The organism is Bradyrhizobium sp. AUGA SZCCT0169 (assembly GCF_018130085.1).
In the GTDB taxonomy this organism is placed as follows: domain Bacteria; phylum Pseudomonadota; class Alphaproteobacteria; order Rhizobiales; family Xanthobacteraceae; genus Bradyrhizobium.
The window spans coordinates 21,217-47,870 of sequence record NZ_JAFCMC010000032.1 but is presented as its reverse complement, the minus strand read 5'-3'; the positions used below and the strand labels follow the sequence as shown (position 1 = coordinate 47,870).

General features: G+C 63.9%; 24 protein-coding genes. 11 read left to right on the top strand and 13 right to left on the bottom strand.

Annotated elements, in window-relative coordinates; genetic code table 11:
- Window positions 1–47: 47 nt before the first annotated feature.
- The 3 genes from JQ609_RS27230 to JQ609_RS27220 all read right to left on the bottom strand — a co-directional run bounded on the left by JQ609_RS27230 (window position 48) and on the right by JQ609_RS27220 (window position 2,607).
- Window positions 48–776: an alpha/beta hydrolase gene (locus JQ609_RS27230; protein WP_212275988.1), complete on the bottom strand. Its 729-nt coding sequence runs from the start codon at window positions 774–776 to the stop codon at window positions 48–50.
- 112 nt (window positions 777–888) lie between these two features.
- Window positions 889–1,854, bottom strand: coding sequence for an AraC family transcriptional regulator (locus JQ609_RS27225; protein ID WP_212275987.1), 966 nt, complete (start codon window positions 1,852–1,854; stop codon window positions 889–891).
- Between the two features lie 15 nt (window positions 1,855–1,869).
- A complete protein-coding gene (locus JQ609_RS27220) occupies window positions 1,870–2,607 on the bottom strand; it encodes an alpha/beta fold hydrolase (RefSeq protein ID WP_212275986.1) in 738 nt (245 codons plus the stop codon).
- 210 nt (window positions 2,608–2,817) lie between these two features.
- Between JQ609_RS27220 and JQ609_RS27215 the strand changes: the two genes are divergently transcribed.
- Window positions 2,818–3,561 carry a sulfite exporter TauE/SafE family protein gene (locus tag JQ609_RS27215; RefSeq protein WP_212211628.1) on the top strand — a complete coding sequence of 248 codons (744 nt, stop codon included), beginning with the start codon at window positions 2,818–2,820 and terminating at the stop codon, window positions 3,559–3,561.
- Between the two features lie 72 nt (window positions 3,562–3,633).
- Window positions 3,634–4,578: a DMT family transporter gene (locus JQ609_RS27210; RefSeq protein WP_212275985.1), complete on the top strand. Its 945-nt coding sequence runs from the start codon at window positions 3,634–3,636 to the stop codon at window positions 4,576–4,578.
- On the opposite strand, the gene JQ609_RS27205 is transcribed toward JQ609_RS27210, so the two are convergent.
- The 4 genes from JQ609_RS27205 to JQ609_RS27190 form a co-directional block, all read right to left on the bottom strand.
- Window positions 4,553–5,914: an MATE family efflux transporter gene (locus JQ609_RS27205; RefSeq protein ID WP_212275984.1), complete on the bottom strand. Its 1,362-nt coding sequence runs from the start codon at window positions 5,912–5,914 to the stop codon at window positions 4,553–4,555. The genes JQ609_RS27210 and JQ609_RS27205 overlap by 26 nt on opposite strands.
- A 61-nt stretch (window positions 5,915–5,975) precedes the next feature.
- Window positions 5,976–7,778 carry an ABC transporter ATP-binding protein gene (locus JQ609_RS27200; RefSeq protein WP_212275983.1) on the bottom strand — a complete coding sequence of 601 codons (1,803 nt, stop codon included), beginning with the start codon at window positions 7,776–7,778 and terminating at the stop codon, window positions 5,976–5,978.
- A gap of 366 nt (window positions 7,779–8,144) precedes the next feature.
- On the bottom strand, window positions 8,145–9,737 hold the full coding sequence (locus JQ609_RS27195) for a DHA2 family efflux MFS transporter permease subunit (protein WP_212275982.1): 1,593 nt from the start codon (window positions 9,735–9,737) through the stop codon (window positions 8,145–8,147).
- A gap of 44 nt (window positions 9,738–9,781) precedes the next feature.
- Complete coding sequence (locus JQ609_RS27190; protein WP_212275981.1) at window positions 9,782–11,080, bottom strand: HlyD family secretion protein; 1,299 nt, start codon at window positions 11,078–11,080, stop codon at window positions 9,782–9,784.
- Window positions 11,081–11,270: 190 nt separating this feature from the next.
- Between JQ609_RS27190 and JQ609_RS27185 the strand changes: the two genes are divergently transcribed.
- The 6 genes from JQ609_RS27185 to JQ609_RS27160 all read left to right on the top strand — a co-directional run bounded on the left by JQ609_RS27185 (window position 11,271) and on the right by JQ609_RS27160 (window position 17,527).
- The gene (locus JQ609_RS27185) at window positions 11,271–11,912 is read left to right on the top strand and encodes a TetR/AcrR family transcriptional regulator (protein WP_212211638.1); all 642 of its coding nucleotides are present in this window, start codon (window positions 11,271–11,273) and stop codon (window positions 11,910–11,912) included.
- Between the two features lie 244 nt (window positions 11,913–12,156).
- Entirely contained in the window at window positions 12,157–12,411 is a 255-nt protein-coding gene (locus tag JQ609_RS27180) for a PilZ domain-containing protein (RefSeq protein WP_212211640.1), read from the top strand.
- Between the two features lie 201 nt (window positions 12,412–12,612).
- A complete protein-coding gene (locus JQ609_RS27175; RefSeq protein ID WP_212275980.1) occupies window positions 12,613–13,098 on the top strand; it encodes a peptidoglycan-binding domain-containing protein in 486 nt (161 codons plus the stop codon).
- Between the two features lie 123 nt (window positions 13,099–13,221).
- Window positions 13,222–13,935: a TetR/AcrR family transcriptional regulator gene (locus tag JQ609_RS27170; protein ID WP_212275979.1), complete on the top strand. Its 714-nt coding sequence runs from the start codon at window positions 13,222–13,224 to the stop codon at window positions 13,933–13,935.
- Window positions 13,932–16,622: a molybdopterin-dependent oxidoreductase gene (locus JQ609_RS27165; protein WP_212211645.1), complete on the top strand. Its 2,691-nt coding sequence runs from the start codon at window positions 13,932–13,934 to the stop codon at window positions 16,620–16,622. Before JQ609_RS27170 ends, JQ609_RS27165 begins: the two co-directional genes overlap by 4 nt.
- Window positions 16,619–17,527 carry a xanthine dehydrogenase family protein subunit M gene (locus JQ609_RS27160; protein WP_212275978.1) on the top strand — a complete coding sequence of 303 codons (909 nt, stop codon included), beginning with the start codon at window positions 16,619–16,621 and terminating at the stop codon, window positions 17,525–17,527. The genes JQ609_RS27165 and JQ609_RS27160 overlap by 4 nt, the downstream gene beginning before the upstream one ends.
- 151 nt (window positions 17,528–17,678) lie before the next feature.
- Here the strand turns inward: JQ609_RS27160 and JQ609_RS27155 are convergent, their stop codons facing one another.
- Together JQ609_RS27155 and JQ609_RS27150 are read right to left on the bottom strand one after the other, a co-directional pair.
- Window positions 17,679–18,893 (bottom strand): extensin family protein, encoded by a 1,215-nt coding sequence (locus tag JQ609_RS27155; protein WP_212275977.1) that lies wholly within the window; start codon window positions 18,891–18,893, stop codon window positions 17,679–17,681.
- 358 nt (window positions 18,894–19,251) lie between these two features.
- Window positions 19,252–20,148, bottom strand: a complete 897-nt coding sequence (locus JQ609_RS27150; protein WP_212275976.1) for a DUF2147 domain-containing protein — start codon at window positions 20,146–20,148, stop codon at window positions 19,252–19,254.
- 168 nt (window positions 20,149–20,316) lie between these two features.
- Between JQ609_RS27150 and JQ609_RS27145 the strand changes: the two genes are divergently transcribed.
- A complete protein-coding gene (locus JQ609_RS27145) occupies window positions 20,317–21,153 on the top strand; it encodes a DUF2147 domain-containing protein (protein WP_212275975.1) in 837 nt (278 codons plus the stop codon).
- 245 nt (window positions 21,154–21,398) lie between these two features.
- Window positions 21,399–21,719, top strand: coding sequence for a hypothetical protein (locus JQ609_RS27140; protein WP_212211650.1), 321 nt, complete (start codon window positions 21,399–21,401; stop codon window positions 21,717–21,719).
- A gap of 99 nt (window positions 21,720–21,818) precedes the next feature.
- Here JQ609_RS27140 and JQ609_RS27135 read toward each other — a convergent pair whose 3' ends face one another.
- Both JQ609_RS27135 and asd read right to left on the bottom strand, forming a co-directional pair.
- Complete coding sequence (locus tag JQ609_RS27135; RefSeq protein ID WP_212275974.1) at window positions 21,819–22,355, bottom strand: NUDIX hydrolase; 537 nt, start codon at window positions 22,353–22,355, stop codon at window positions 21,819–21,821.
- A gap of 74 nt (window positions 22,356–22,429) precedes the next feature.
- Entirely contained in the window at window positions 22,430–23,299 is an 870-nt protein-coding gene (asd, locus tag JQ609_RS27130; protein WP_212275973.1) for an archaetidylserine decarboxylase, read from the bottom strand.
- A 34-nt stretch (window positions 23,300–23,333) separates the two neighbouring features.
- Here asd and JQ609_RS27125 point away from each other — a divergent pair, with 34 nt between their 5' ends.
- Complete coding sequence (locus tag JQ609_RS27125) at window positions 23,334–24,998, top strand: aminotransferase class III-fold pyridoxal phosphate-dependent enzyme (protein ID WP_212275972.1); 1,665 nt, start codon at window positions 23,334–23,336, stop codon at window positions 24,996–24,998.
- Between the two features lie 202 nt (window positions 24,999–25,200).
- Here the strand turns inward: JQ609_RS27125 and JQ609_RS27120 are convergent, their stop codons facing one another.
- Together JQ609_RS27120 and JQ609_RS27115 are read right to left on the bottom strand one after the other, a co-directional pair.
- Window positions 25,201–25,818, bottom strand: coding sequence for a hypothetical protein (locus JQ609_RS27120; protein WP_212211659.1), 618 nt, complete (start codon window positions 25,816–25,818; stop codon window positions 25,201–25,203).
- Window positions 25,819–25,941: 123 nt separating this feature from the next.
- Window positions 25,942–26,631, bottom strand: coding sequence for a class I SAM-dependent methyltransferase (locus tag JQ609_RS27115; protein WP_212275971.1), 690 nt, complete (start codon window positions 26,629–26,631; stop codon window positions 25,942–25,944).
- Between the last annotated feature and the right edge of the window lie 23 nt (window positions 26,632–26,654).

Genomic DNA, 26,654 nt, shown 5'->3' with positions numbered 1-26,654 from the left:
GCGTAACGCGCCGGACCCCTCGCCATCTTCAGGACCGCGCAACGATCCTAGTCGCGCGCCGCTTCCTCAATCGCCTGCGCCAGCCGCGCCGGACTGCTGAAGAACATTTCATGGCTGCCATCGCACTCGACGAGGCGAAACAGGCCGAGGCGCTCGGACAGCCGCGGATGCCAGGGCAGGCTGTGCGGCAAGGCGATGTCCTGCCGGCAATTGACGTAGGACTTGCCGACCGGCAGCTCCGCCAGCGGACGCTTCAAAGCAATCTTGTCGGTGAATGTCCGGTAAGGATGCGGGTTGAGTTTGGCAAATGCGGACTTTGCCAGTTCGAGGTCCGCGTCGTTGATGAAAGCATCGCGCCAGATTTCGAACGGCAGCATGACCGCGTTCTTGTTGGCGGCCGCCACCGCATCGAACAGCCCGACATAATGCGGCGGCACCATGTCGTTGAGACATTGTCCGTCCAGCGGGACGAAGGCATTGACATAGACGAGACGCTTGATGCGATCCGTCAGCCGGTCGGCGACGCCCGAAATCAGCATTCCCCCATAGCTGTGGCCAACCAGCCAGATGTCCCGCAGGTTGTTGGTTTCGATGTAGCTGGTAACCGACGCGATTGCCTGTTCCAGCCCGATCTTGTCGCGATCGTCGCCCGCATTGTTGCCGGCAACCGTCGGGCAATGCACGGCATGGCCGTATTTGCGCAAGTGCCCGGCGACCGCATCCATTTCGGCACCGGTGTGCCACGCGCCGTGTACAAGGACGTAAAGGCCTGCCATTTCCGTCTCCCCCGTTATGGAAGTGGATTTGATAGGTCCGGCAGGTTATGCCGGATGGCCGGATTAAGCCACCATCATCGCCGATTTGCGCCATGGTCTTTGCCCGAACGGATCAGCGCTGTCGCCTGAATGCGGCTGGTGTCATGCCGAGATATCTGCGGCATTGGCGAATGAAATGGGACGGATCGGACAGGCCGACGCGCAATCCTATCCCGCCGACGCCGATGTGATCGAACCGCGCTTCACTCAGCATCCTGCGCGCGACCGCCATCCTGCAGTCGTTCAGCACGCCGCTAAACGTCAGGCCTGACTTGTTGAGGCAGCGATGCACCGTCCGCTCCGAAACCCGCAGATGCTCCGCGACGGAAGCGGCGGTCAGCCCCGGTTCGGCGTAGAGCAACCGGATGGCGCGGCCGATCTGATCCAGCAGGTGGTCCGCCTCGCGCCGCTCCGACGGCGTGGCTGGAATCTCGCTGCCTGCCGCCAGCGCCAGCAGGCCGCCGAGCTGGTCGGTGAGAACCTGCGCGGGCAGCGGCAGGTCGACTGCCAGATGGGGTGATAATTGGCACGCAAATGCGCTGAGCGCCGCGCCCCAGCCGCTGCACCCGTCGATCCGCTGCCCGGCCCGCCGTTCCGGATCGGTGACCCACGATTCGACCCACGCGATCGGCAACTCCAGCGACAGCGTGTTCGCAGTCACCGGAAAATTGAATTCATAGCAGCGCCGGGAGTCCAGCAACACGAGATCGTGCGGCTGCATCATCGACCGATGGCCGTTCTGCATCACCGTCCAGTCGTTGTCGGTCTTGCAGAGAAGGTAGTAGTAGTTCGACGCACTACGCCCGAGGCTGGCTTTCCTGCGGTAGACGTGCTGCGCGGAGCCCTCGACACGGTTGATGCCGATGGTGTCGAGTTGCCCGCGCTGAACCGAGCAGTCGAAGCCCGACCGGACCTGCGTCGTGATATCCATCTCGAGAAAGCATTCGCAGATGGCGCCTATCCAGTAGTCCAGCCGCCGCTCCGGTTCGACCACGCTGGTCGACCACTTCTCGATGACTGCCGTCGCCCTGGCCGCCATGGCTCTGACCTCCCGTTATTTTTGCGTGGCGATCTTCTCCAACAGCGCCATCAGCGCTTCCGGCGCGGTGACGTTCGGCGCGTGGCTGGCATCGATCTGGAAATAGCGCCACGCCGGATCGCTCTTTGTCTTCCTCGCAAACGGACCGAACGTATCGGCCGGCGGGAAGCGGGTGGCGTAGATATAGCTTCGCGGCAATGTCAGCCTGCCGCCTTGCAGCTTGAGCCTGGTCTCGAAACATTTGACCGGCATTGGAACGCGGCGCGCGGCCAGCCATTCGACGTCTTCAGCCGCGGTGTCCGGCGGCGACGTCATCGGCGGGATGCGCCAGCCATCCCCCTTCTTCGCGCCATCCAGCATCGGCTGCCGGCCCGGCTCGTTGATGTCGAACAGCGACTGTCCGTCTTCCGGCACGAAGGCGTCGACGTAGATCAGCTGCGTAACGCGATCCCTGGCACGATCGGCGACGCCGGTCGCGACCATTCCGCCATAGCTGTGGCCGACCAGCACGATGTCGCGCATATCCTCATATTTGATGACATTGAGCATGTCCTCGATATGGGTTTCGAGGTCGATCGAGGGGTTTGCCAGATGCGCGCGTTCGCCAAGCCCGGTGTAGCTCGGCGTCACCAGCCGATGCCCGGCGGCGCGCATCAGCGGGTGCATCTTCTTCCACGCCCAGCCCGCCGACCACGCGCCGTGACAGACAAGGAAGGTCTTTGCGGAGGTTGAGCTCATCGGGGGCGTTTCCATGATTGTTGTTGAAGGCTTGAATTGCGATAGTACCTGTTGGCGTGGGCGTGTAAATATTCGCACCCAATCAACCGTCATTCCGGGATGCGCCTCTTGGCGCAGGCCCGGAATCCATAACCACGATCGGAGTATGGATTCCGGGCTCGTCGCTTCGCGCCGCCCTCAGATGCGCAATTGCGCATCGGGGAATGACGAAGGAGAGAAGAAAAATTGGAAACGTCCACTTACGCGCTGTTGCTTTTTGGCGCGCTCGCCGGGGGCTTCGTGTCCGGCCTTGCCGGTTTCGGAACGGCGCTGATGGCGCTGGGGATCTGGCTCTATGTGCTGCCGCCGTCGCTGGCCGTCCCCCTGGTGTTGATCTGCTCGGTCAGTTCGCAGATCTCGACGCTGCCGACGATGTGGAAGGTTCTCGACTTCAAACTGGCCGCGCCGTTCGTCATCGGCGGGCTCGCCGGCATGCCGATCGGCGCGCTGCTGGTCGCGCAGGCCGAGCCGCAAATATTCAAACTGAGCGTCGGGGTGATGCTGCTGGTGTTTCCCGCCGCGCTGTTTTTCGTCCGCAAGCCGATGGCATTCGCCTTCGGCGGCCGGCCGGCGGACGCTGCCGTCGGATTTGCCGGCGGCATCCTGGGCGGCCTCGCCGGGCTGTCCGGCCCGCTGCCGACCCTGTGGGCCAGCGTGCGCGGCTGGACCAAGGACCAGCGCCGCGGCGTATTCCAGATCTTCAACGGCAGCGTGCTCGGCGCCGCCTTGCTGCTGCAGATCGTCAGCGGTTTCGTCAAGACCGAAGTGTTCTGGCTCGCGCTGCTGGCGCTGCCGGGCACGCTGATCGGCGCATGGATCGGCGCGCGGACCTATCGGGCCCTGAGCGACCGCAATTTCTACGACATCGTGCTCGGCTTGCTGTTTCTGTCCGGGCTCGCACTGGTGTGGAGCAGTATTGCTCCGAGCTAGCGGCGCATGGCCGCCATGTGCTCCGAGTAGATTGCTGTACGCTGATCTGGAAAACAGTTATCCAATCGCTTCATGACCTCTCCGACTTTTTCACGCGCACGTCTCGGTCTGTTGCTGGGTTTTGTCGGCGTGCTGATTTTTGGCGGTACGCTGCCGGCGACGCGGCTCGCGGTGTCGGCAATTGATCCGATTGCACTGACCTCGCAGCGCACACTGATCGCCGGAATATGCTCGCTGATATTGCTGGTCGCGTTACGCCGCCCGCTGCCGCCGCGCGCGCTGTGGCCGCAACTGGTGATCACGATGATCTGCGTCGCCATCCTGTTTCCGTTCCTGATGTCGGTGGGGGTGCAGACCGTCGACGCCTCGCATGGCGGCGTGGTGTTCGGAATCATGCCGATCGCAACCGCGCTGGTCGCGGTCATGATCACCCATGAACGGCCACGGCCGCTGTTCTGGATCGCCTCGTTCGCGGGCGCGGCATTGGTGATTGCGTTTGCGCTGCGGCAAGGCGGCGGCGAACTGTCGGTCGGCGACCTTTACTTGCTTGCGGCGGTGGTCGTGTCCGGCATCGGCTACGCCTTCTCCGGCCGGCTCACCGCGCAGATGCCGGGCTGGGCAGTCATCAGCTGGGTGCTGGTGATCGCATTGCCGCTCTCGATTCCGGCGGCCGCGCTGACGATGCCGGCTGATCTCACCAGCATCCCCCTAAAACCGTGGCTCGGGCTGCTCTACGTCGCGCTGTTCTCGCAATGGATCGGCTTTTTTGCCTGGAATGCCGGCATGGCGATGGGCGGCATCGCGCGAGTGTCGCAGGTGCAATTGCTGCAGCCCTTCGTGGTGTTTGCACTCGCAGCCGTATTCAACGACGAGACCATCACGCCGCAGATCGTGCTGTTCGCTGCCGGCGTGGTCGCGACCGTCGCGATCTCGACCCGCACGCGCGGGCACAAAGCGCCGGATCGTTCGGAGCTAACGTCCGTTCCAGGCGTCACTCCGCCGGCAACGCCGACTTGAGCGGCGCCAGCCGTTTCCTGAATTCCAGATGCAGCAACCACAAACTCAATGCGGCCTGCAGCGTCGTCGACAGGTTCGACAGGTACCACGCATACTCAATGCGAAAACCTGGCCTTGCCGACAGCCAGAGCACGGGCAAGGCGTAGGTGATCAGGCGTACGCTGGAACTCAGCAGCACCGGTTTGGTGTTGCCCAGTCCCTGGAACATGCTGGAGCACACGAAGTTCAATCCCTGCGCGACGAGGTTCAGCGACACCAGTTGCAGGAATAGGATGGCAACGGCGATCGTCTCACGATCGCTCGCGAAGCCGCCGAGCAGCAGCCCGGGCCAGCATTGCGCCAGGATCGTGAAAGCGATCATCACCAACGTGGCGATCAGTACTGCCTTGGTGAAGGTTTCCCTCACGCGTGCGGCGTTGCCGGCGCCAAAATTCTGCCCGGCGATCGGTCCGGCGGCGAGCGCAATCGCCAGTGCCGGCATCTGGATGAGGCCGAGCACACGCGTCCCGATGCCAAATCCAGCCTGCGCCGCCGCGCCAAAGTCGCGTAACGCGTAATAGATCACGCCCATCCAGAGGAATATGATCGCGAACTCACCGCCGGCTGGCAGACCGACATTGAGGATGCGCGTCCACTGCCGGAGCCGCGGGCGCAGTTGCGCGAGATTGAGGCCGACGTAGCGCTCCAGTCTTCGAAAATACATCCACAGCATCAGCGCACCGATCAGCACCGCAATTGAACTTGCAAGGCCTGCGCCCGCGACGCCGAGCGCGATGCCGGTGCCCCAGCCGGAGATCAGGACCGGCGCCAGCGCAATATTGATGATCACCGCGAGCACCTGCACGATCATGCTGGGCCGCACGATACCGGTACCTCGCAGCGCGGCCGCCATCACCTGCGTGGCGAATTGCAACGCCAAAGCGGGCATGAACCAAAGCAGATACGTCGTGCCGGCCTCGACGGTGGCCTCGTCGGCGGCGACCATGCGCATGTAACCGCCAGCGAATGCGGATCCTGCCACCCATGTCAGCAGCCCGCACGCGGCCGCCAGGCCGAGCGACTGGTTGAACACCAGATTGGCGTCGGCCTGATCCTTGCGGCCCACAGCATGCGAAATGAGCGCGACGGTGCCCACCCCCAGGACCTGCATCAGGCCGTTGATGAGAAATGCCAGATTGCCCGCCGCCGCCACACCCGCGACGGCGGCATCACCAAGCCCGGCCACGAAATACAGATCGACGAGCTGGCAGATCATGATCGTGATCATGCCGGCGACGATCGGTGGCGCCATGCTCAGGATGTGGCTCACGATGGAGCCCTGCGTAAGGTCTTTCATTTCAAATCCGCCCCCGGCGCGCGACCTTGGAACATCCCAAGGCCGCGCGCCGCAATGTCATTTACTCCGCCGCCGTAATGCGGCCGAACTCCGTCGCCTGCCGCTCGAACAATCCGCGATAGATGCCGCCGGCGCGCGCCGTCAGCATCGCGTGGGTGCCCTGCTCGACGATCTTGCCGCGATCGAACACCAGGATGCGGTCGAGGCTGCGCACCGTCGACAGCCGGTGTGCGATCACGATCGAGGTGCGGCCTTTCATCAGCCGTTCCATCGCCTGCTGGATCAGGCCTTCGGACTCCGAGTCGAGGCTGGAAGTCGCCTCGTCCAGGATCAGCACCGGCGCATCGGCCAGGAAGGCACGCGCCAATGCGACGCGCTGCCGCTCGCCGCCCGACAGCTTGACGCCGCGTTCACCGACCAGCGTGCCGTATCCCTTCGGCAGCCGCAGGATGAACTCGTGCGCGTTCGCCAACCTTGCTGCCTGCTCGACCGCGGCCATACTGGCGCCCGGCCTGCCATAGGCGATGTTCTCGGCCAATGATCGATGAAACAGGATCGGCTCCTGCTGCACGATCGCGATCTGGCTGCGTAGCGAGTGCTGCGTCGCTTTCGCAATGTCCTGACCGTCGATCAGGATCTTGCCGCCGCCGATGTCGTAGAGCCGCTGCACCAGCTTGACGAACGTCGTCTTGCCCGACCCCGAACGACCGACCAGGCCGACGCGCTCGCCGGCACGGATGTCCACCGACAGGCCGTCATAGAGCGGATCGCGATGGCCGCCGTAATGGAACGTCACGGCGTCGAACACGATGCGGCCGCCCTGGATGTCGATCGGCTTCGCGTCAGGCGCATCCGCAATGCCGATCGGCTCGGCGTGGATCGCGACCAGCTCCTCCATGTCGTTCACCGAACGCTGAAGATTGTTGATGTGCATGCCGACGTCGCGCAGGTACGCATGGATGATGTAATAGCTGGTCAAGACATAGGTGACGTCGCCCGGCGTGGCGCGGCCCGCGATCCACAGCAGGATCGCGCCGCCGATCACGGACGTGCGAAAACACAGCAGCACCGCGAGCTGCGCCGTCGAGGTGTAGTTGTAGCGTATCCAGGTCCGCCGCACGCGCCTGCCCCAGCGGCCGATGACGCCGGACAGCCGCCCGTCCTCGCGCGCTTCCGCGCCAAAGGATTTCACCACCGCGTTACACGTCAGCGCATCCGCCAGCGTACCCCCGACCTTGGTGTCCCAGGCGTTGGAGACGCGCGCGGCCGGTGCGATGTAATTCATCGAGAACGCGATCGTCATCGCGACATAGACCACCGTGCCGACCGCGATGACCGCCCCGAGCGAGGGCCAGTGCAGCCCGAGCAGGATCATCGAGCCCAGCAGCACCGTCAGCGACGGCGCCAGCGCCATCAGGATGGTGTCGTTGAGCAGATCGAGCGCCCACATGCCGCGGGTGATCTTGCGCACGGTGGACCCGGCGAAGCTGTTGGCGTGCCAATCCGTCGAGAAGCGCTGCACCCGCATGAAGGCGTCGCGCGACACGTCGGACATGATCTTCAGCGTGAACGGCACGATCGCCTGCAGGCCGATCAGCCGCAGCACCATCGACAGCGCGCCCAGCGCCACGATGCCGCCAAAGGCGATCATCGCCGCACGGCGCGCGGCGGGATCGGAGGCGCCTTGCGTCAGCGCATCGACCAGATGGCCGGAGAACAACGGCATGAACAGGTCGGCGGCGGTCGCACCCAGCAGACCGCCGGCAACGACGCTGGCGCGGCCGGGCTGTTCGAGCCAGTGCCGGAACACGAACGGGATCACCACGCGTATCGCGGCGGGACGCTTGTCGGTTTGAACGGTCATGGCCTCATCCGGCACCGCTTGCGCGCATGCCGGCTCCATTTGAAAGGACGCACGGACGGCACAGGGCCGAACGCAAGCGTCGTTGAAAAAAGGTAACTCGTTGAGAAGTTTTGAAGATCGGGGAAGCTTGGGATGATCGGGACGTCAGGCCCGATCAGAGCTGGCGAAAAGTGGCCTCAGAGGCCCGATACGGCGTCCAGCATAGGCATCGAACGCAAGCGGGCGGTCTGCGAATTAGACGAAATCATGCAAATCCTCCCCGGTTCGAGCGACAATGCGCACGCTTATAAATGCATCACGGGTGATTTGCAATATGACAACCGCGTGAGCGCGCGAAATCAATCAACGCAAGGTTCAGCGCCCAATTCAATGCCCTGAGCCACCGCCCGCCGCCAGCGCCGGCGGCTTGTTCAGCAGCACGACCAGAAGGCTGAGGCCGACATAGAACACGGCCAGCATGAAGAAGGCGTCGCCGAACCCCATCACGACCGCCTGGCGGTGGACGATCTGCGACAATTGCTTCATCGCCATCCGCGCGGCGTCGCCCATGCCCTGCATGCGCTGGGTGAACATGTTGAGCGTCTCCACGGCCATGGCGTTGCCCCAGTTCATGCGATCGTGCAGCCGCGAGATGTGCAGATCGGTGCGCTCGTTCAGCACCTGGTTGATCAGCGCGAGCCCCACCGCGCCGCCGAGGTTACGTGTCAGGTTGAACAGGCCGGAGGCGTTCTTGACCCGCTCAGGCGCCAGCGTGCCGAGCGCGATGGTGTTGGTCGGCACCATCGCGAACATCATGCCAACGCCGCGCAGGATTTGCGGGACCAGCAGCTCGTAGAAATCATATTCGCGGGTGATCCATGTCATCAAATAGGAGCCGAGCGCGAAGCTGCAAAGCCCGAAGGCGATGAGGTAACGCATGTCGACCTTGGTCATCAGCCGTCCGACGAGCGGCGCGGTGAGGAACATGGCGGCGCCTGAGACGAACATGGTCTCGCCGATCATCAGCGCGCTGTAGCCGCGCACTTCGGCAAGATAACGCGGATAAACATAGGTCAGGCCGTACAGCCCGATGCCGACGCAGAACGAGATCAGGCAGCCGATGGCGAAATTGCGGTCGCCGAACGTCCTGATGTCGACGATCGGCTCATGCGCTGTCAGCACGCGCCAGAAAAACGCGATCGCGGACACCAGGCAGACGGCGGCGCAGACTGCGACCGAGGTATCCTGCAGCCACTGATATTGCGGGCCTTCCTCGAGCACGTATTCGAGCGAGCCGAGGAAGCCCGCCATGAACAGCAGGCCCCACCAGTCGAAATGTTCGAGCAGCTTGAAGTTCGGCTCGTCGAAATCGACCAGGATCAAGACGCCGATGGTGATGCCGATGCCCGGAATGATGTTGACGAAGAACAGCCAGTGCCACGACATCAGGTCGGTGATGTAGCCGCCGACCGTCGGACCGATCGTCGGCGCCAGCGTCGCCACCAGGCCGATGATCGGGCCGACGATGTAGAATTTCGAACGCGGAAACACCGTATAGGCGGAGGCGAACACGGTCGGGATCATGCCGGCGCCGAGAAATCCCTGCAGCGCGCGCCACACGATCATCTGCTCGATCGTGGAGGCAAAACCACAGAAGAAGCTCGCGATAGTGAAGCCGGAGGCGGAAATCGCAAACAGCAGGCGGGTGCCGAACGCACGCGACAGGAACCCGGAAAGCGGAATCGCGATCACCTCGGCGATCAGATACGAAGTCTGCACCCACGACACTTCGCTCGAGCTTGCCGAAAGCCCGGCCTGGATCTCGTTCAGCGATGCCGAGACGATCTGGATGTCCAGGATCGACATGAACATCCCGAACACCATGATGAGGAACGCAAACAGCCGCCGCGGCGGGATGCGCTCGTCCGGCACGCTGGCGGCTGGTATCATCGACGGCGATGCGGTGGTGGCGTCTGCCATGATCTGCTCAGGACGCGCGCCGGGCTCCCCCTGCGCTGAAAAAGTTACTTCGGATGCAGCATCGGCGATGCGTCGAGGTCGGCCTCGTTGTCGGCATCGGCGGCGCCGTCACGGGTGTTGACCGTGGTGTAGACCGACATGCCCGCGCGCAGCAGGTTTTGCGTCGCGACATCTTTCGGCACGCGAATGCGCACCGGCAGCCGCTGCACGATCTTGGTGAAGTTGCCGGTGGCGTTATCAGGCGGCAGCAACGTGAACACCGAACCCGCCGCCGGCGAGATGCTGTCGACCACGGCGGCGAACTTGCGATGGCCGTAGGCGTCCACGGAAATCGTCACGGGCTGCCCGGGACGGATGCGCTTGAGCTGGGTTTCCTTGTAGTTGGCGTCGATGAAGACGTCATTGAGCGGCACCACATTGCCGAGGCGCTGGCCGGCCTGGATGTAGTCACCGGTGTTGACGATGCGGTTGGAGAAGGTGCCGTCGACCGGCGCACGCACCGCGGTGAAGGCGAGATCGCGCTCGGCCTTGGCCAGCGTAGTCTGCAACTCCGCCAGCTGGGCGCGGGCCTCGTTCTGCTGCGCCCGGGTCACCTCGACATTGTCGCGCGCGGCATCATAGGCCGCCTGCGCCGATTTCACCTGCGCCACACCCTGATCGCGGCCGGCTTCAGAGACTTCAAACGTGGCGCGCGAGGCAAAGCCTTTGGTGCTCAGCGCCTGCTGACGGTCGAAGTCGAGACCTGCGCGCTTCAGCGCCGCTTCCGCGGAGACGAGCTGCGCCTTGGCCTGCTCGACCGCGCTTTCCATCGCCGCCACCTGACGGCCGATACGGTCGATGGTGGCCTGCTGGGTCGCGATTTTGGTGCGCGCGGCATCCACGGCGATCCGGTAATCGCCGTCATCGATCCTGTAGATCACGTCGCCGGCGCGAACGATTGAATTGTCTGTCGGAATGATCGCCGCGATATGGCCCGCGACCCGCGCACCCAGCGTGGTGTTGTTGGCACGCACATAGGCGTCGTCGGTCGAGATATAAAAGCGTCCGATGAATGTGTAGTAGACGCCGTAGCTGACGGCCGCGAGTGCCAGCAACGCGAACACGCCCATCATCACGAATTTGCGTTTGCCGGATTTCGGCGCGGCCGGCTGGGCGGCATCGGCGGGCGCGGCGGTTGCCGGCGCGCCCGGAGCAGTTGCCGGCTGGCGCCTGGTTTCTTCTGCAACGTGAGTTCGAAGCTGGTCCGCCAATTGGGCGGGGTCGCGCGCGGCCTCGCCTTCGGCCGCTTCTCCTTCGGGCTGCTCCCGAACGACGCGTGCGGCCTGATCTCTCGCTGCGGCCATACCCCGGCCTCCCCATTACTCATGCACGGCGCAGACGCAGCCGAAACCCAGCCGTGAAGGCACCGTCACTTGCAACATTTAGCATTGACCGAACCGTTCGGTCAATATACATTTACGTGAGGGGACCATAGAGCGAGAAACCCTTCCGGTATCTAACTCAGGTTGAAATCTTTCCCGAGAATATAAACCAATGGTTGCAGACACTTCGAACCCGCTTGATGTCGTGATCGACGAGGATTCCTCGAAGCGTCGCCAGATCCTCGACGGCGCCCGAAAAGTTTTCCTGGATCTCGGGTTCGACGGCGCCAGCATGGGCGAGATCGCGCGCTCCGCCGGCGTCTCCAAGGGAACGCTCTACGTCTACTTCGCCGACAAGCACCGCCTGTTCGAAGCCATCGTCGAGGAAGAATCGATCGAACAGGGCAAGACCGCATTCAATTTCGATCCCGACCGCGGCGTCGACATCACGCTGCCGGAATTCGGCCGGGCCTACATCCAGGTGCTTTGTCGGCCCGGCGGCGGCTCGGCGATCCGCACCGTGATGTCGATTGCGGAGCGCATGCCGGACGTCGGCCGCAGATTTTACGACAATGTGCTGGCCCGCACCGTCAATCGCTTCGCCGCCTATCTGGAGGCGCGGGGACGGCTCGGCGAACTCGTGATCGACGATTACGAACTGGCGGCCTGGCAATTCATGCAGATGTGCCAGGCGACGCTGTTTCAGGCTTTCATCTTCCAGGCCAAGCCCTCACCGTCGCCAGAGCAGATCGCAACCGTCGTCGACAGCGCGACGCGGGTGTTTCTGACGGCGTATCGGGCGAAACGGGACTGAGGGCGACTGTAGCTTCCTACAAAGACTGTCATCCCCGCGCAGGCGGGGATCCAGTACGCCGCGGCTTCTCGGTTCAATCATTACCGTCTCTGGGATACTGGGTCGCCCGCCTTCGCGGGCGATGACAGTTGAGTGCGTGTGCTCATGCGGGTGCATCTCCACCCCGCCCTCCCGTTCCTTCAAATTGTCCGCAATCGCAACCACGCGCCACCTCTCCGCGTTTGACCCGTGGGAGATATGTGCCATGGCAATTTTCGGTCGAAAGCCCCGGCCCTCTCGCCGGCGAACCAACCAGCCTGCATGGATGACCATCGACGGCAGTTTTGCCGCGCGTCAATGCACCGTCATCGACATTTCGGAAGGCGGTGCGCGATTGCGGGTGGAAGACCCGCAATTCGTCAAGCCGCATTTTCATCTGAAATTCGACCGGGCCTCCCCGGGCAGGGCCTGCAAGGTCGCCTGGAAGAAAGGCGACCTGATCGGGATCAAATTCGTTTAGGGCGGGACGCCACCGCCTGCTTGCGCCGACCGCTGCGCGGCTGCGCGCGATGCGGTGCAACAATCCGCGCACGCCATGGAACAAGTGTTCCCGCCAATAGTTGCCAGCGACGAAACCAAAATCGACCATTGATTCAAAAGCCGGGTTCGTATTTGCACCGACGCAGGCTCTCGAAGCGAGAGACTCGGGGGAAGAATAGCCATGCGTGTCGTTATCCTGGCATTGTCGATCCTGGGAATTCTCGCCTGCTCGGATGCCGCCAGGGCCGGCCCAAGCACGACCACGCGCGATTCGACGACCTCGGTCGATGAGGCGGTCTTCACCGACGAAGCAACCCAGGCAACCGAAGACCGGATCGGCCTCGACAAGCGAAAGCGCCGCGACCTGCAGCGCCGGCTGACCCGACTCGGCTTCGACACCAGAGCCAACGGAAAGTTCGACGCGCGGACCCGCGCCGTCATCACGCGTTGGCAGGCCGCGCGCGACTATCCCAAGACCGGCTTCCTCAACCCGTTGCAGCACCAGGCACTCCTGAACGAGTCCGCCTCGACAGCGAACGCCAGCGTCCGCGAAAATAGCAAGTCGGGTAACGAACGTCGGGCCCGTCGACGCGGCGGAAGCAATCCGGTTGGCGTGATCGGCGGCGTCGTTGGCGGCGTGGTCGGCGGAATTTTCGGACGCCGGTAATCCGCAAATGGTCCTGGGCTTGAACTCGGCCGCCGCGACCGGCAGCGAGACGTGGGGCAGTTAGCCGCGCCCCAACACAAATCCGTCATTTGACACTTCGTCTCATTTTGTCAAATTCGTCAAATGAAGCCCCGCGACCGCATCCTCGATGCCGCCATGCTGGTGTTCCGCCGGCAGGGGTTTCGGCGTTCGTCGATCGAGCAGGCGGCGGAGGCCGCCGGCCTGACGCGGCAGGCGCTCTACCATCATTTCAAGTCCAGGGAAGAACTGTTCCGCGCCGTGATCGAGCGGCTGCATGAGAACGCGCTGACCGCCGAGATCGCGGCGGGCGAGGCCACCGAAAAGGCCGGCGGCGGTCTCGCCGACATTCTGATCGCCGAGATCACCGCGCGGATCGGGCAGTTGATCGCACCGCTCGAGGGCTCGCCCCATATCGAAGAGCTGTTCTCCGAACACCTGCTGCAGGCGCGCGACATCTACCAGAAATATGCCGCGCATTATGCCGCGCAGCTGACGTCGACGATCGAACGCGTCTGCCGCAAGCAACGTCTCGCGATCAAGGACATGACCGCGCCCGACTTCGCGCGCTGCGTCGAGATGGCGTTCAACGGCACCAAATCCGCCTATCCGGCGATGCAGCCGGCTGACGCCTTCCTGCGGGATTTCGGCATCATGGTGCGCACGCTGGTCGCCGGCGCCGTGAGTCCAGCGCCGAAGCCGCGTTCAAGAGGCACTGCAGGAAAACCTGCAAGAAAAGCTGCAAGGAAAGCTGCAAGAAAAACTGCAAGAAAACCTGTCGCAAGCAAAACCGCCCGCAAATCAGGAGATCGCAGATGAGTACGATGACGATCAACGGCCGTGTCGCCCCCCTGCCCGACGACATCGACGCCATGCTGATCGATGTGGTCAGGACCGATCTCGACCTCACCGGCACCAAGCTGGTCTGCGGCGCCGGCGTTTGCGGCGCCTGCACCGTGCTGGTGGATGGCGCGCCGGTGGCGAGCTGCCTGATGCCGGCCCGCGCCGCGGCCGGCAAGACAGTCACCACGGTCGAGGGCATTGGCACCGAAAAGCTGCATCCGGTGCAGAAGGCGTTCATGGTGCACGACGCGCTGCAGTGCGGATTCTGCACGCCGGGCTTCATCATCGAGGCTGCGGCGTTCCACGACCGCTGGCGCGCAACAAAGGGAACGGCAACACCTTCGCGCGAGGAAATCGGCGCTGTCCTGTCGGGGCATCTGTGCCGCTGCGGCGCCTATGACGGCATCTTCAGCGCGGTGGCCGCGGCCTGCAGCGGCCAGTTCGATGGAGGCGACATCGTCTCGCCGCGCGTCGAGGCACGCGACAAGGTGACGGGTGCGGCGAAATACACCGTGGATATCAACCATGAAGGCCAGCTCGAAGGCGTTATCCTGCGCTCGGAGATCGCGCATGGCAAAATCGGCGAACTCGATTTCGCGCCGGCGCTGGCGCTGCCGGGTGTCGGCGCCGCGATCTCGCTGCTCGCCGAAGACCGAATCGTCCGCTTTGTCGGCCAGCCCATCGCCGCCGTCGCGGCCAGGGATCGCAAGACGGCGCTGGCGGCGATCGCCGCGATCAAAGTATCCAGCGAAAAGCTACCCTCCGTGATCGGGCTCGATGAAGCCCGTAAGCCGAATGCGCCGGTGGTGTTCGAAAAGGCGGACCGCAAGAAAGCCGGCAACGTCTCCGAAGGCGCCGGCGCACCGGCGCCGTGGAAGGCGAACATCCGCGGACCGTCGGCGGCGTTCTCGCTCAAGCCGAAGCAGGTGCGGAGCTGGGTCGAAAGCGCACGGCAGGAGAAAAATCCGTTGCTGGTCGAAGGCGTATTCCGGACCGGCACGCAATCGCATACCTGTCTGGAGCCGCACGCCACGGTCGCGCATTTCGAAGGTGACCGGCTTACAGTGCACGCCTCGACGCAGAGCGTGTTCCATCTGATGGAGCTGATCGCCAAGCGCTACAAGCTCGACCACGACAAGGTCCGCGTCATCGCCGATCACGTCGGCGGCGGTTTCGGCTCCAAGGCCAGCCTCGGCGCGGAGACGACGATCGCGATCGATCTGGCGCGCGCCGCCAATGCGCCGGTCCGCGTCGCCTTCGATCGCCATGAAGAACTTTCGGTGACCGGCTATCGGCCGGCGTCGGAGGTCAAGCTTGCGCTGCTGCCGTCCGAGCAAGGCGGATTGAAAGCGCTGTCGGTGACCGCCTATGCCGACACCGGCGCCGCGATCAATTCCACCATCGCCACCCTGGCACGGCTGATCTATCCGGCCGAAGGCAAGGAGCTCGCCGATTTCGACGTCATCAGCAATCTGCCGCCGGGGGCGGCGTTTCGCGGCCCCGGCGGACCGCCGATGGCGTTCGCGGTGGAGCAGGCGATCGACGAAGCCGCGCTGCGGATGAAGGTCGATCCGATCGAGCTGCGCAAACGCTGGGATACCGATCCCAACCGGCGGCGGCTTTATGAATGGGCGCAAGGGCTCGACGTCTGGCGCAACCGGAAGTCACCGGCCGAGCAGACCGGCCGCTATCGCCGCGGTGTCGGCGTCGCCACCGGATACTGGCTTTATCTCTGGCAGCCCGGCTCGAAAGTGGAAGTGTCGGTCAAGGGCGGCCGCCTGATCGCAAGCACGGCGATCCAGGATATCGGCACCGGCAGCCGCACCGTGATCGCCAATACGGTGGCGCGCGAATTCGGTCTCGAGCCGCATGAGGTCGAGGTTCACATCGGCGATTCCAAACTGCCGGTAGGCCCGGGCTCGGGCGGCAGCCGCACCACCGCCTCGGTGGTGCCGCCGACATTACTCGCGATCCAAAAGCTGAAGGCCGCGATCGAGAAAAATGCAAAACAAAAGCCGGCGCCGGGATCGAATGCGCCGTGGCGCGAATTGCTGGCGGCCTCCCCCGACCTCACCGCATCAGGCGTGCGGCCGGAAGACAGCAGGCAAATGGCGCCGGGGATTGAGTCGCCGCTGAAGCAGGTGGGTATTCTGGGCTGGATCTTCGGCAAGATGATGCGCTGGATGTCCAACATGGTGATCGGCGCCGGCGTGCCGAGTTCGGTGCAGGTGATCGAGGTCGAAGTCGATACCTGGCTCGGCCATGTCCGCGTCCTCAACGTCCACACCGGCATTGCGGTCGGCAAGATCGCAGCGCCGGCACTGGCGCGAAGCCAGGCGGCGGGATCGGTCATTCAAGGCATCGGCTACGCGCTCTACGAAGCACGCGAGATCGACGGGCGCACCGGCGATACGCTGAGCGGCGGACTGGAGGATTACCGGATTCCCGGGATAGCCGACACGCCTGTGATCGACGTGCATTTCGACGAAGCCGGTTTCGATCACGTGCTCGGCGGCAGCGTCGGCATCGGCGAGGTCGCCACCGTGCCGACGTCGCCGGCGGTCGCCAACGCGATCTACAACGCCACCGGCATCCGGCCGATGGATTTGCCGATCCGCCCCGACCGTTTGATCTCAGCGCTGAAAGGGAGGGCCGCCGCATGACACCGGCCATGACGACCGAATTCCGCGCCGCCGGCACCGATCTTTCCGAACGCCGCCGCAGCGGCGTCTCGAAGGGCCCGCTGATGGATATCGTGCCCGCGTCCGATATCTCGGGCATGCATTGGGGTGCCGACGGCACGCTGCGCATCGGCGCCTACACCACGATCGCCATGATCGCCGCCGATCGAAGCATCGCCGCCGCCTATCCCGGCATTGCGGCGTCGGCGCAGGGCCTCGCGACGCCGCAGATCCGTCACCTCGCAACGCTCGGCGGCAATATCGCGCAGCGCTCACGCTGCTGGTATTTTCGAAATCCGCACATCGCCTGCCTGAAGAAGGGCGGCACCGATTGCCCGGCCCGCAGCGGCAATCATCTCTATCACGTCGCCTTCGATCTCGGCCCCTGCGTGGCGCCGCACCCTTCCACGATGGCGGCCGCGCTACTGGCTTATGACGCGACCATCATCACCTACACAAGAAGTGGGCTATCGATCCCGGACGTGCTCGGCGACGGCTCCAACGGCACCGCCGACAATTTGCTGCAGCCGGGGGAAATGATCCGGGGCATCGAACTGCCCAAGCCGATGCAGGACGAGCGCGCGTTCTACAAGCGCGCGATCAGCCGCGCTTATGCGGAATGGCCGCTGGTCGAGATCTGCGCCCGCGCGATCGTCAAGGACGGCGCGTTCCAGTTCATCCGCCTCGCCGCCGGTGGCATCGCGCCGGTGCCGCTGCGGCTGAAGGCGGCGGAAGGCGCACTGCAAGGCAAGGCGGCCAATGCGTTGAACATTGAAGTGGCTGCCAAGTTTGCGACCTCGGGCGCCAAGCCGTTGCCGATGACGGGCTACAAGCTCGATCTCCTGGAAGGCGTGGTGCGCGATGTGCTGGAGAAGCTGGCGGCGTAAGCCGGCCGACCCTTCAACAAAAGGTGTCATACCCGCGCACGCGGGTATCCAGTACGCCGCGGCCTCTCGGTTCTATCGCTGATGTCTCTGCAATACTGGATCGCCCGCTCCAGTGCGCAATTGCGCACAAGGCGGGCGATGACAGCTGGGCCTAATGCCCGTCGAACTCGTCTTCTTCGTTGACCTTGCTTGAGTGCCGGTGCGCCTTCCTGCCGCCGAGCGAACCCGTCGTCCAGGGCTCGCGCGACGACGCGTAGGGACTGCGCCCTCCGGCCCTACCCGCGACCTGATCGCCGGACACAGCTGCCGGCTGGCAGATCACCCGCCCGCTGGAGCGGCGCATCAGGTCGACGTGGAGGTGGTCCTCGTGATGACGGTTGGAGCCCGGCGCCAGCACGGTGTTGAACTGCTGGCAGGCGCTTGCCTGCACGTCGCGCAGAAAGCCCTGCTCTTCCGGCATACCGCGCCAGCCGCCCTTCACCGTCACGCGCCTGCCATCGGCGAGCACAAAGGCGGAGATATCGAGCGCGTTGCCGAAAGCGTGTTCGGAAATATGCGAGTTCGGATTGCCGTTCATGCCGCGGCAGGAATAGGCGGAGATCTGCTTGATCTCGACCACGCGCACGCCGAACCAGCGCTGGGCTGCGGGCTGCACCGAATCGGCGAGCCAGCGGTCGAGCACCGAGACGATCGGACAGGCCAGCGTGGCGGTCGGTTTGATCGCGACCGGCCCCACCGTGTTGACGGGATCGCCTAGAACAGGCCCAAGCCGCGGCGGCGGCGCGGCGGCGGGCGCCTGTGAATAGGGTGCCGGCGAATAATTCGGGGATGACGGGTAGCGGTCGCGCGGCGGATAGGAAGGCGCGGCCATATAAGAGCCGCCGCGCGGGTCGCGCGATTGCGGCGCACCTTCGGCCGGCAGATCGATTTCGTCGTCCTGCTGGGCCACGCCCGGCGCGGTTAGCGAGATCGGCCCGTTGGACGGCGCGCCATAGCTCGGCTGGCGCAGCGCCTGATCGGAATAGGTCTGCGGTGCGGCGGCAGGTTGCGGCCGAACCGGCCAGCGCGGCTGGTTGCCGATATTGCCGGGCGGCCGCAACTCGTCGGCGAAACCGAAACTCGGGCTGCCCTCGCCGAGGGCCGCGACTTTCAGCGGAAATTGCGCGCCACAGGCGCCGGGACCGGAAATCGGGTCAATCCGGACCAGTTCGGGGGTCTCCTTGACCGCACCGGACTTCAGGCATGCGACCTCGGCCTCGGCCCGCCACGGTTCACGCTCGGCGGACTGAAACAGTCCGCGGCCGCAACCCGCCAAGGAGACAAGGACGAAGGAGCCGACGAGATACAAACGAACTCCACGCGTCATCCGCGCACGTTCGGCGAATTTATTTAAGAAGTCTTCAACACGTTGATTTCATGAATTATTTACCATGTTGCCTGCAACCGCCGGCTGTGGACAGGCCGGGATAGACAGTAGCGCTGACTTGTTTTGGCCGGGAACGCTTTGTTAGCGTCGAGCGTTATGAGCGGGCACGACGTGAACCAAGGGAGTATTCCCCATATGACCATGGTCAGCAGACTGAGCGTTGTAACCGCGTATCTTGCTTTCGCCTTCGTCGGCGCCATTGTGATCGGCGTGTTCTAGGCTTCCCCTTCCAGGCTTGAAGCCAATCGAAAACTGTTCGCCCGGTGGTCGCTCCACCGGGCATTTTTATGCGCGACGATTACGACCGAGGCTCCGCAAGAGTGTGCCGCGACGACATCAGGCTTTCGTTCCCTGTCGTAATCCGGCGCCAGTTGTTGCCGGAGCAGTAGAAGCGGCCGAGCGCGCAGGCTTCGACGCGCAGCGTGTTCTGGCCTTTCAGATCCATGGTGCCGTAATAGGTGTCGCCGCTGGCCCGGCTGTAGACGCTGCCGGTCCACTGCTTCCCGGTCTTCGGCTTCATGTTGATCAGGACGGCCTCACCCTTGTCGTTGGAGGACGAATTGAGCACGTAGCCGCACAGCGCGTTGCCGCATTTGGCGATACGTACCGATCCCTTGCCTTCGGTCTGCCAATCTCCAACAGGCGTGTCGGCATCGTCGGCGAGATCATGCGAGACACGCGAAATCTGTGGCACGGCCACCGGCGCCGGCTCGGCCGGCTTCGCAACCGGTGGCGCAGGCGGCGGTGGCGGTGGTGGTGCAGGCGGAACAGCGAGTGTTGCCGGCGGAGCGGGCGGCTGCGGCGCGGGCACGTTTTGCGTCGCGGCGGCGGCCGGCCTGTAGACGGCCGGCGGCGGAGCGGCAACGGATTGAACCGACGGCGGAGCTGCCGCCGGTGCGGTTGGTAATGTCCTCGTTGACTCGCTGATCCTGCGATCATCGCGATGGCGATCATCATCGTTGTAACGATCACGGTCATCATAACGACCTCGGTCGTCATAGCGATCCCGGTCGTTATAACGAATGCGGTTGCGCGAGGTGCCCGAAATCGAAACCGAGGCGCAGGAGGTCGAACGGCAATATCTGGACGCGTCGATCTGGATGCGATGGCCGCCGACCACGAATGAAATCGAGTCGGCCGCATCCGCGGACGGACTGAGCAGCATCAGCGCGGCGAGAAAACAGAAACGCTCCATCGGACCCTCCCCGGGTTGAGCCCAAAAGCTAGGCCGCGGCCGGTTCCCTGGATGTGACTTGAGTCACCTGGGTCCCCCAGTGACCTACGTCACAGAAGGCGCGCGCGGCGGGGCATAGGGTCCGCGCAAGTTCATCGCCAACCAATTCAAGCCGCCCAGGAGGCTCTCATGAAGAAGCTCTACATCCTCGCAGCCCTGCTGTTGGCCACCACCTCGGCCCATGCCGGTGGCATCTCGTTCCAGATCGAAGGCCAGCGCGTCTATATCGAAGCGCCGCGCGGTTGTGCCTCGCTGTCCTGCATCAACATCACGGCGCCCGGTTTCAAGGGCCTCAAGTCCAACCGCCACGACGATGATGACGATGTCGCGCCGCCGCCCGCACGGCCTGAATACAGCGACTCCAAGCGCTATAATGACGACAGGCGCTATAATGGCGATGATTACGCACCGGCGGCCGGCAAGCCCCGTTACAAGGCCGACCAGGCCAAGCGTTACAACGACGATGACTACGCGGCAGCGCCTCCAAGGCAGGAACGCGCTCCGGCCCCGGCTCCTGATCAGGCACCTGCCCCCGCCCCGGCTCCGGCCCCGACGACCTACGCCGCCGCGCCTCCGCAAGCCGACGTCGCGCCGCCAGCCCCCCTTCCGGCTGCCGAGCCGGCCGCTCCCAGGTACGCTGCGCCTGCTCCGGCTCCGGTTGACGCTGGCCCCGCATTCGATCCGAACTCGCCGATCGGCGTCTGGGCCACCGAAGAGAACAAGGGCAATGTCCGCATCGAGCAGTGCGGCGACAATCTCTGCGGCTACGCCGTCAAGACCGGCGAAAAGATCCTGATCAACATGAGACCGCAGGGCTCGAAGTGGGCCGGCCGGATCAACGATCCCGACAGCGGCCGCAAGTACGACTCGACGATGTCGATGAAGAGCAACGGCTCGCTCCGCGTGCAGGGCTGCGCCTTCGGCGGCATGTTCTGCGGCGGCCAGACCTGGAAGCGCGTGAGCTGATATTTCTTCGAGCTGGACGTGAAAGGGCCTCGTGACACGTCACGGAGCCCTTTTCGCGTTTTCCATCCGTTAACGACTCCTTACTCGCGACCTGCGACGAAACAATTCTCCGCGCGACGAAACCGTTTTGGTCCCGCGACGAAGAAATCCCGAAACCAGGCTCGCGTAGTTCTCTTGCCCAACGAGGCGCCACCCGGCGCGCAACTCGGGCGCACTACTCACCAAACCTGCAAGAGGGACACACCATGGCTTTCGCACGCTCCACCATCCGTAACTGCCAATTGCTGATCGCGGCCACGCTTGCGTTCGGGATGCTGACCACCGTTTCCCAGGCCCATACGCCAGAGCAGGAGCAGATGTGTGCCGGCGACGCGATGCGGCTGTGCGGAGCGGAAATTCCGGATGTCGATCGCGTCACCGCCTGCATGATCCGGCAGCGCGCGTCACTCAGCGACGGCTGCAAGGCCGTGTTCCGTTACGAGCCCCCGGCTGCGACGCCCGTCAGCTACGCGCCGTCGGCCAAGCCGTCGAAGCCGATGAACCTGGCCCCGCACAAACGCGGCTGATCAGCACTCCGTCTGACATGAGAAAGCGCCATGGCCGGCGATGCCGGACGTGGCGCTTGATCGTTCTGTTGGCACAAGGGGCATGACGAGGAGCGGGGATCACGCCGCGCGCCAAAACCAGTCTCGTATCTTCTGCACAAGACTGCGTCGATCGCGAACTTCGCCGATCGCTTCAACTCGCATTCGCTCCGGCGTACGAGCAACCGACGTGCCGCTCTGCGAAATGCCCCCCGCAGACAGCGCTATCGGCCCGACGTTTTCCAGAAACGCGCGCTCATAGCCGCGCGACAGCCGCTCGATCGCGTCCGCCAGCGGCAGCCACTCGACCGCCTTCACGTCGCGCATCAGTTCACGGACCGGCTCGGCGCCCGCCTCCATCCGCCAGAAGTGCACGACCTTGGAGCCGCCGCGGGATTCGTAAACCAGCGTGCCGAGGAATTCGTGTACGGCGACATCGTGCCCGGTCTCTTCATTGACTTCGCGCTGGGCCGCCTCGCGCGGCGTCTCACCGCGATCCAGCTTGCCCTTGGGCAGAACCCATTCATTGCGCTTGCGCAGGCGCACGATCGCGACCAGCGGCGTTGCCGCCTGCCGCAATACAATGCCTCCCGCCGCCAGCACAGGCGCTCGCGCCATCTTGCTTCCCTGGTTTGCGAAAAAATCGTGATTCGATCGCAACTATATAGGAAAGCTCGCGTGCGGAATCGAGACTAGACGAGAGGTTTCCTCAGCAGCGCTCCGCCGGCACGAACGCGCGCTCCCTCGGTGAAACTTTCGGCAAACTCAAAATTTTCCGGCGCCAGCACGATGATGGTCGAGCCGTGCTCGAACCAGCCGAGTTCATCGCCCTTGCGCATGCTGGCGGTGCAGGGGAAATCCACCGGCCCCCGGCTCTGCGCGTTCAGCGTCACATCCAGAAAGTGCAGGCGGATGCTGGCGACAAGAATCGCGGCGACCGGCACCAAGGTCAGCGCCTCGCCGGAGGCAAGCCGCGTCTCCAGCACCGCGCGCTCGTTCTTGCAGAACAGCCGCTCCACCCTTTTCAACGCAATCGGATTGACGTTCCAGACGTCGCCGTGGATGAACCTCACCCGCTCGATCGTGGCGTCATAGGGCGCGTGAAAACGATGATACATGCTCGAGGTCAGGCGCAGCGTAAGGTAGCGGCCGTTGCGGTGACGCTCCACCAGCGCGGGATCGCCGAGCAGATCCAGCAGCGAATACGGTGCGCCCTTGATCTGGAACAGTTTTGTGTCCTCGATCCGGCCGAACGCGCCGATGATGCCGTCGGAGGGGCTGGCGACAACGCTCGGATCCGGATCGGCGGGCCGCAGGCCCGGGCGCAACTCGCGGGTAAAGCAATCATGCAGGCTCTTGAACTCGGTCTTCTTCGCCTCCGACAGATCGAGATCGGAGAACAACCGCCAGCAGGCGATCGAGGCGTCCCGCACCAGCGGGTTCTCGATCTTGCTGAACCACCCCATGAAACGGGTGATGGCCGCCCGGGGAATCCGGTTGGTGAGCAGGAAATTGAGGTCTTCCTGCTGGGTAAAGGCCGAAATCAGGCCTTTGACTGTCATGAATCTGTTAGCAGGATTGGCTAGCGCTGGTGGCATGGATTCGCCCCTTTCGATTCTGTCGCTGTCCGCCGTTGCGATTGCCGGCGCCGCGGTGACTTTTCCCAAATTGCAGGCGCGGCTGGCGCTGTCGCGCGCAAAGCACCGCTCGCTGACCGGACATTCCAAGATGTCCAAGATGGTCGCGCGGCTGATGCCGCACTACGAATTCGATATCGGCGACTTCTTCCGCTCCGACGGCGCGCCGGCCGATGTCGCGACGCAGCGCCAGGACGGTTTCTTCCGGCTCGCCGGCGCCTATCAGCACCGCTACCCCAAGGGCCGGCAGATGACCGCCGAGGCGGCCGAGCACATCTCCGACCTGCAGTTCACCGAAGCCTACCGGGTGCCGTTCCAGTACAGCCGGCTGGTGCGCGAGCACCTTTCCACCAGCGCTTTCGTGGCATCCTCGTCCGGCGTCACCGTCACCGATGTCGACGGCAATGTCTCCTACGACCTGACCGGCTCGTACGGCGTCAACATCTTCGGCAACGACTTCTACAAGGACTGCATCACCGAGTCGGAAAAGCGCGCGCATGCGCTCGGACCGGTGCTCGGACCCTATCACCCCGTCATCACCGACAACGTCAAGCGTCTGTGCGAGATTTCCGGCCTCGACGAAGTCTCGTTCCACATGTCCGGCACCGAAGCCGTCATGCAGGCGGTGCGGCTGGCGCGCTACCACACCAGGCGCACGCATCTGGTTCGCTTTGCCGGCGCCTATCACGGCTGGTGGGGCGACGTGCAGCCCGGCGTCGGAAACCCGGTGTCCCCGCACGAGACCTATACGCTCGCCGACATGTCCGAGCGCACGCTGCACGTTTTGAAGACGCGCCGCGACATCGCCTGCGTGCTGGTCAACCCGCTGCAGGCGCTGCATCCTAACGCCAACGCGCCCGGCGATTCCGCGCTGGTCGACAGCTCCCGCTCCGGCAATTTCGATCGCGCCGCCTACACCGAATGGCTGAAGAAGCTGCGCGAGGTCTGCACCGAACGCGGCATCGTGCTGATCTTCGACGAGGTCTTTGTCGGCTTCCGCCTCGCCGCCGGCGGCGCGCAGGAATATTTCGGCGTCCGCGCCGACATGGTGACGTATGGCAAAAGCCTTGCCGGCGGATTGCCCGTCGGCGTGGTCTGCGGCCGCAAGGACCTGATGCGGCGGTTTCGCGACGATCGCCCGGCCGACATCTGCTTTGCCCGCGGCACCTTCAACTCGCATCCCTACGTCATGACGGCGATGGACGAATTCCTCGGCCGGCTCGCCAGCCCGAACTTCAACTCGGTCTATCACGGGCTTGACGAGACCTGGAACGCGCGCGCCAAAACGCTGAATGACCGGCTCGCCGCGCAAGACCTTCCGGTGCGCGTCAGCAACCTGTCGTCGATCTGGACCGTGCAATATACCGAGCCGTCCCGTTACAACTGGATGCTGCAGTATTATCTGCGCGCCGAGGGGCTGGCGCTGAGCTGGGTCGGAACCGGCCGGCTGATCTTCAGCCTGAACTATACCGATGACGACTTTACCGCCGTCGCCGACCGCTTCGTCGCTGCCACCGAGAAGATGAAGCGTGACGGCTGGTGGTGGCATGATGCCGCGATCACCAACAAGAACATCAAGCGGCAGATCCTCAAAGAGATGTTTGCCAAGAGGTTCGGTCGCTGAGCGCGCCTCTTCTACAATCTTCATAACCTGGCCAGCTCTTTCGTCATTGCGAGGAGCGAAGCGACGAAGCAATCCATCTATCCCCGCGCGGAGAGATGGATTGCTTCGCTTCGCTCGCAATGACGATCTCATAATTGGTGCTTAAGACGTGGATGCCCGGGACAAGCCCGGGCATGACGCATTTCGTGACAGGTCAAATCGATCAGGCGTGCTTGACGTGCTTCTCGAGGCCCGGGTCGATCAGCTCGCCCTTCATCAGGGCGATCGGCGCCTTGTAGTAGAGCTTGAGGTCGCTGAACGGGTCGGTCACGATCTTGGTCATCCAGACGAGGCCGGTCTCGACGTCGCGGATGAAGAACAGATGGATGGTGCGGAACAAGAGCCCGCCGATACCGATCGCCAGCCAGATCTTGGCGACCTGGCGCATGAAGTCCGCCGACGTCTCCCACGGCGCGAACATGCCGAGCAGGGTCGGATCGAGATACAGCACCGCCGGCGACAGCGCCCAGATCACCATCAGCACGACCTTGCGCTGCAGGTTGTAGCCGACCTTGATCTCTTCCTTGTGCTCATGGGTGGCGTGGTTGACGTGGTCATAGCCTTTGGGCTCGAAGAAGAAATGCCCGGCCTGGCGTGACGTCATCGACACCAGCCAGCCGACCAGCGCCGACACCACGGGATCGATGAAGAGCATGACATAGGCGAACAGGAAGCTCGCCGCGCTGACGAAGTGCAGCGACTGGTTGATGCGGCTGTGGTGATAGTAGCGATGGTCGTCCCAGCGCTGGGTTCGCAGTTCCTGCATGAAGTTCTTGATCATGATGATCTCCCCCAAAATTCTTTCGGGTTAAGGATTAACGGGATTCGATGTCCGGCGTATGACATCATCTAAATGTCATATGAAGTTTCGCGGCGATGCGTTCACGCAGCGCCGCTACGGGCGCTACGCAGCTTTCGCGACGTCGACTTTCCGGAAACGCACGAGCGAGAAGTGACCGAGCGGCGGCACCAGGCGGCGCTCCGCCAGCTCCATGCCGCGCGCGCTGGCCAGCCACTGCGCGTAGCGCGACCAAGCGAACTCGGCGGTGCGGAAACCGAGCGGGCGAACCACCGGCTGCAGGCGCTGCTCGATGAAGCGGCGCATGCCGGCATCGGCGCTGACGCGGGTCAGGATGATCAGTTCACCGCCCGGGCGCAGCACGCGGGCGAATTCGTCGAGCGCCGCTTCAGGGTTCGGAACCGCCGTGACGACATACTGCGCCATCACGACGTCAAAGGAGTTGTCGGGGAATTCGAGTTTCTCGGCGTCCATGACAGCCAGACCCTCGACGTTCTTCAGCTTGAGCTCGTCGACGCGCTTCTTGGCCTTCTGCAGCATCGCTTCCGAAATGTCGGTGCCGAAGATGCGTATGTGGGCTGCGTATTGCGGCAGCGAGATGCCGGTGCCGACACCAACCTCGAGCACGCGGCCGCCGATCTTGTTGGTGGCCTGAATGGCCGCCTTGCGGCCCTTGCTGAACACGCCGCCGAACACGAGGTCGTATACCGGCGCCCAGCGGTCGTAGGCCTGCTCGACCGTCTCGCGGTCGAAGTCCAACGCCCTGGTGCCGTCAAGCTTGATGATGTCTGCCATGGTCTGCCTTCTCGTCTCTCTTC